Annotated in this window: 8 protein-coding genes and 1 other annotated feature; all 8 genes read left to right on the top strand. The window is 35.8% G+C overall.

The genetic code is table 11. The features are described from left to right. The coding region (locus HP456_RS18730) for a transposase (protein ID WP_172253898.1) at positions 1-681 on the top strand (681 nt) is incomplete at its 5' end. A gap of 485 nt (positions 682-1166) precedes the next feature. Beyond that, positions 1167-1562 (top strand): DUF4181 domain-containing protein, encoded by a 396-nt coding sequence (locus tag HP456_RS18725; protein ID WP_172253896.1) that lies wholly within the window; start codon positions 1167-1169, stop codon positions 1560-1562. A 322-nt stretch (positions 1563-1884) separates the two neighbouring features. After that, positions 1885-2146, top strand: a binding site (T-box leader). A gap of 88 nt (positions 2147-2234) precedes the next feature. Continuing rightward, positions 2235-3695, top strand: coding sequence for a lysine--tRNA ligase (gene lysS, locus HP456_RS18720; protein WP_172253894.1), 1461 nt, complete (start codon positions 2235-2237; stop codon positions 3693-3695). 377 nt (positions 3696-4072) lie between these two features. Continuing rightward, complete coding sequence (locus HP456_RS18715; RefSeq protein WP_172253892.1) at positions 4073-4609, top strand: GNAT family N-acetyltransferase; 537 nt, start codon at positions 4073-4075, stop codon at positions 4607-4609. A 175-nt stretch (positions 4610-4784) separates the two neighbouring features. Further along, on the top strand, positions 4785-4982 hold the full coding sequence (locus HP456_RS25140) for an NUDIX hydrolase (RefSeq protein WP_246289254.1): 198 nt from the start codon (positions 4785-4787) through the stop codon (positions 4980-4982). Next, positions 4979-5206 carry an NUDIX hydrolase gene (locus HP456_RS25135; RefSeq protein WP_246289251.1) on the top strand — a complete coding sequence of 76 codons (228 nt, stop codon included), beginning with the start codon at positions 4979-4981 and terminating at the stop codon, positions 5204-5206. Before HP456_RS25140 ends, HP456_RS25135 begins: the two co-directional genes overlap by 4 nt. A 43-nt stretch (positions 5207-5249) precedes the next feature. Then, positions 5250-5600, top strand: a complete 351-nt coding sequence (locus tag HP456_RS18705; RefSeq protein ID WP_172253890.1) for a hypothetical protein — start codon at positions 5250-5252, stop codon at positions 5598-5600. A 125-nt stretch (positions 5601-5725) separates the two neighbouring features. Then, on the top strand, positions 5726-5911 hold a 186-nt coding region (locus HP456_RS24865), incomplete at its 3' end, for a hypothetical protein (RefSeq protein ID WP_216663347.1).

The raw sequence follows: 5911 nt of genomic DNA, 5'->3' as shown, positions 1-5911 counted from the left end.
CCACATGAGTTGGAACATTTATCGGATCAAGACATTCTGACTCACCTTAGAAAGACTGTAAAACGTGCGGTTGGACTCCGTAAAATTCAAGAGCTGAAACGAGCTGCCAAAGGCTCAATTGGCATTCGGGAAGGTTCAAAGATGGCTAAATTAGAGCTCCGCACTTTACTGGAGAAGTTTGAGTTGGTAGTCGAAAGGTTCGAAGAGTTAGATTCTGATATAGAAGAACTTCTTGAACGGATCCCTGGTGTTTCACAAATGTTAGCGATCACGGGAATTGGTAAGGAAACAGTGGCTGGGTTCTATGCGGAAGTAGGAGACCTAAGAAACTATTCTCATCCTCGCCAAATCATCAAATTGGCGGGACTTAGCCTGAAGGAGAATACTTCCGGGAAGCATAAGGGACTAACGAAAATCACGAAAAGAGGCAGGAAAGCACTCAGAGCTCTCCTCTTTCGAGTAGCTATGCCGTTAGTCGCCAAGAATACAGCATTTAAGGCTTTACACCACTATTATACTACTCGGAAGAGTAATCCATTAAAGAAGATGCAGTCCATGATTGCCATATGTAACAAGCTGATTCGGATCTTATTTGCGATTGGCACAAAGCAATGTGAATTTAGTGAAGAAAGAATGTTGAAAGACATTCCCCATTTGGCTCCATTAAAGAAAGCAGCTTAAGTTTTTTACGTCGTTAATATTAGAGATTTTGATAGACATTTGAAGCACGGATTAGTCGGTAAAACAATTAAAGTGCGGGCATAGACCCTGTCGGGCAGCATGACTGACATCCACCTCATGGAAAGGTTGGACGAAGGAATTTTGGAGCATAGACTCTGTGAGAATTGGGAGGGTTGACCTCCATGAGAAATGTGGGGATCCACCAGTGCGACCATACTTTTACTAGTTCACCACTTTTTGGATTGAAGTGGCTAGGTAGGCTAGCTTTCTTTTTCTCTTTATGACCAAAATTACCCATACTTACAACATCTATCCATACTTTAAATGTCTTAGATAATAAATCTCATAGAGATATTGAGAATATGCGAGAAAACAAGAGTTATCTCTTTCTTTATAGAGGGAGGTTAAAGGAACGATTCGAAACTTACATAATCAGCTTTCCGTCTAATTAATAAAGTTGAATTATTTTTTAGCAGGAGGGTTTTATGTTCTGGGTGAAATTTGGCTTAATAGCGATAATTGTTTTTGTTCTTATTTCCACAGTGAAATTTCTTTTAAGAAAGATTTTTAAAGTGGAGAAAGTTAAAAGAACATTTTTTTCCTATAATCATATAAATGATTCCCATCGTAAAGTTGATAAATGGGTGAGGACCTTTACTGTAATCACGCTAATAATTTTAGCGATTCTGGTGATAAACTATAAAGAATTATCCTACTTATACTTAATTGGAGTTATCACGTTATTAACTGTGGACTATACCATAAGGGCATTTTTTGAAATGAAATATAGCAAACATCCTAAACAAGCTATTTTGACGCTTGCCGAAATGTTTCTGATGTTAATCGCCATCTTAATTGTTTTTCAATATTGGATTGCATAGTTCTTATTAATCCAAAGGATGGATTTCTTGATAACCTTCACTTTATTAAACTAAAGGCAGTTGATTGAAAAAACTTTATCAACCTTATAGCGAGATAAGTTCATTACGAATTCGTCTAATAAATATAGACATAATCAAACGAGGATTATTAGGGGAGTGGGATATGATGTAACTCACCGATCGGGAATAAATCTGAATAAAACCCAGGAGGGACTCCATCCTTTTCTTCATTCGTTAACGGAGCAGTTTAGTTGAACAAGTCAGAATTGAATTGACCTGCCAGTTTATTTATTGTAAAATATTCTTAATTTTCAATACGAAACAACCGGCTATGAAGAGAAGAGTAATTTTGATTCATTATTTCCAGAGAGCTCCGGCAGGTGAAAAGGAGTAATAATAATCTTAATGAAAAAAGACTTGGAGCTTCGCGCGGATTTAAGATTTTTCTTAATGATGCTGCGACGGGATCTCCCGTTATAGAGATAGGGTATAATCAATTAAAATTGCCGTACCCGAAGAGGTTGATATGGTGACATATCAATAAACTGAGGTGGTACCACGGAGATATAACTCCCGTCCTCAAGATGAATAATCTTGGGGGTGGGAGTTTTTTTGTTGTTTAAAAAAACAGTCCAATGATTTATAAAAAACTAAATGAATGGAGTGAAATGTATGAGTAATGAACAAACAGTGGGTAGAATTGAGAAATTAGAAACATTAAGATCACAGGGGATTTCAGTATATCCTGAAAGGTTTTCCACTAATTATGAACTCTTTGAAGCCTCTCAGCTTGAAGACGGTACTTCTGGTGTACGAGTGGCGGGTAGAATAATGAGTATTAGAAACTTCAAAAAATTAATTTTCATTACCATTTCAAACATTCAAGGAAGCCTGCAACTTCTTTTAAAAAGGGATGAGGTTGGCGAGACACCGTTTGAACAATTTAATGAATTATTAGATATAGGAGATTTTATTGGTGCGGCAGGTCGTATGTATACAACCAGGACGAAAGAAAAAACGTTACGAATCGAAAGCTATGTTTTTCTTGGGAAAGCATTGCGAAGTCTTCCAGAAAAATGGCACGGCTTAAGCAATATTGAACTTCGATATAGACAGCGTTACTTAGATTTAATGATGACCAAAGACACACAAAATCGATTACTGTCCAGGAGCAAAATGGTGCGGGCAATTCGCAGGTTTTTTGAAGATCAAGAATTCCTGGAAGTAGAAACGCCAGTGTTACAGCATACTTCATCAGGTGCAATTGCGAAACCTTTCAGGACATATCATCATTCGTTAGATACTGAATTAAACTTACGGATTGCTCCTGAAACTTATTTGAAAAGATTAATCGTAGGTGGCTTTACGAAAGTATTTGAATTCGCAAAATGCTTTAGGAACGAAGGGGTAAGTCCTCAGCATCTTCAAGAATTTACTATGGTAGAAGGTTACGCAGCATATTGGAATTATCAAGATACAATGAATTTAATGCGTGAGATGGTATTGTTTATTTTAAGGCAAACTTTTAATAACACCACGATTACATTAAAAGGACAAACGATTGATTTTTCACTTGACTGGGAAGTTATCTCCTTCAGGGATTTAATTCTCAAAGAAACAGGAATAGATATAAACCTCTATCCTGACGTAAAAGATTTGTATCAGGAAACGAAAAGAAGAAATATCGAACTGGATCATACTGAAATTAATTCTTTAGGGAGGGGCAATTTCATTGATTTACTTTATAAAAAAACGTGCCGGCCTCAACTGGTAAAACCAACGTTTTTAATCCAGCATCCTATTGATTTATCCCCACTCGCTAGAGCGAATGATAAGGATCAAACCCTTACCGACCGTTTCCAATTAGTCGTAAATGGTGCCGAAATTATCAATGCTTATTCAGAACTTGTTGATCCAATTGAACAAAGAAAAAGATTGGAAGCTCAAGCCATTTTAAAAAGTAATGGGGATTTAGAAGCGATGGAGATGGATGAAGATTATTTAACAGCTATGGAATACGGGATGCCCCCTATTTCTGGATGGGGATTTGGAATAGAAAGGTTATTAATGGTACTAACGGATAGCGATACAATTAAAGAATGTACATTATTCCCTTTGACTAAAAAGTTATAGTAACGCTATATATTCTTATCCTTAGGGAATGGGCAGAACCTTTATACCACCTAATCGCTCATCCACTCTTTTATTCGGTTAAAGGGGCAATAACTGAAGATCTGCTAATTGATCCGGCTATTGTCCTGCTTCAATTAGTTGGAGGAGTATTGTTGAAGACTCAGTTTCGAGATAATGATAAGTAATTAACTTACATACGTTTTGAAACTTATCCTTCTGTTCATTCGTAAACCTTTAAAATTGTTTTAAAGTTAATAAAGCAATTTAACCAGGCTACTATGCCTGGTAAATGGGTGTTAAGTATCTGCAAGTAAGAAGAGATGACTTTACAAATCCAAATCACAAATAGTATATGGAAATATAAAGGAGAGGTTCTCTTGGAATTTACCACTGAAAGATTAACGATCAGGCCGTTTAAGAGCAATGACTTACAAGATGTGTTTCACATATACAATAACGATGAGACATGTAAGTATCTACTCCATGATAAATGGATACGTGAAATTATGCAGGAATCATTTGACAAAAAATTAAAGAACCGTTCCCTAACTAAGGAAACCGGCTTAAGTTTGGCAGTGTTGAGCCATACGAACGTAATTGGTGATTTATCTGTATGGTATACAGGGATGAAGGATACGGTTGAAATTGGGTATAGTTTTTCTGCTGAAACTTCAGGTAAGGGGTATGCAACAGAAGCAGTTAGTTATTTTGTTAGAAAATTATTTGAAGAATTTGAGGTGCATCGGATTCAAGCTACCCTTGATGCAAGGAATGTGGCATCTCAAAAGTTGTGTGAGCGAGTAGGGATGAGAAAAGAAGCTCACTTCATACAGGATTACTGGAGTAAGGGTGAGTGGACAGACAGCATTGTATATGGAATGCTGGTTTCAGATTTGAAAGATGGAGAGGTATAAGGGAAGTAAATACTCAATTTAACTTGAATTTAATTCTTCAGTAAAAGGGCGCAATAATTGAAGATCAGCTAATTGATCCGGTTATTGCCCTTCTTCAATTATTAGGCAGGTTTATGGAATTAAGCAAATATATTTATTATACTGGAGAAGGAAATTAACATAGGAGAATATATTTATGACACCAATAAAAAAAGCATATGGATACCTCACAAGAGTAAGGGACGATAAGGCACAAGTATTGGTATTTCGGCATAAGGATATTCCTGAAGCAGGTATTCAAGTACCTAAAGGTACAGTTAAAGAGGATGAAGACACGTATAACGTGGTAGTAGAGAAATTAAAGAAGAAACCGGGATCCAAAGGTTTGAAGTGAAAAAGTTGATATCAGAAGACTATTGGGAAAATGATGATGGTATTATACATAATAGATATTTCTATAAGATAATTTGTAATGAGATTGCTGATGAATGGGAACACAATCCAACAGGTGGAGGAGAAGAAAAAGGACTTACCTTTCAATTTTTTTGGATATCGTCTGATGAAGAAGTTGATCTAATAAGAGGGCACGCAGACTACTTGAAGCTAATTTTTAATTAATAAATAGAAATTATGTAACTTATATTCCATTACAGGGGGCTTTTTGCGGAAGAAACTATTAGGTGTTGAATTTGTTATAAAATTGTACTTTTATAGTTGCAATGGAATTGAGGGAGTACAGATGGGACTGTTTTTTGAAAAGAGAGAACAGGAAAGTTCTAAACCGTTTATTGTTATTGATGTTGTAATGCTAGTTATTTTAGCCTTCTTATTTTTCCTTACAATTATAAGTGATTTTAATTTTGTTTATGTTGGAACTTTATTTATGTTCTTAGGCGTAAGGTCTCTTATCGATGCCATTGAAAGCTTTATTATTAAAGAAAAAAAATTTAAAGTACACTTAGGTTTTGCGATCATAATTTTCATATCAGCCTCTAGTTTTTTGTTCAATTAAAGGGGCTTGCCTGGAACAAGGTAAGCTTCTTTTTTGTGAAGTTAATCATTGAGTTAAATACGGCAATTTGAAATAATTGGTATTAAGTTAAAGGGAAGAATAGTTAAATAGAGGGAGGAGAATCTGTGAAAAGAAGCATAATTGGCGGGTTTATAATGTTAAGTGGATTATTAGTAACGTTAACCATTATTTTATCTGGTACAATATATGCAACACATATGACGGCATGGTCTGGTAAGTCAAAGCTATGGCATGCAATTTTTGGGGCGAAACAATATGGAGATGAAGTTGTACAGTCACTATTCTTAGGG

Source organism: Bacillus haikouensis, assembly GCF_013179555.1.
GTDB lineage: Bacteria > Bacillota > Bacilli > Bacillales > Bacillaceae_B > Rossellomorea > Rossellomorea haikouensis_A.
Note: the sequence above shows the minus strand (reverse complement) of the source record. Positions and strands in the feature narration are given on the sequence as shown.

Excerpts from the sequence above, each read along its gene's own strand:
- HP456_RS25140 (WP_246289254.1), top strand. The coding sequence starts at position 4,785 with ATGACACCAATAAAAAAAGCATATGGATACCTCACAAGAGTAAGGGAC.
- lysS (WP_172253894.1), top strand. The coding sequence starts at position 2,235 with ATGAGTAATGAACAAACAGTGGGTAGAATTGAGAAATTAGAAACATTA.
- HP456_RS18725 (WP_172253896.1), top strand. The coding sequence starts at position 1,167 with ATGTTCTGGGTGAAATTTGGCTTAATAGCGATAATTGTTTTTGTTCTT.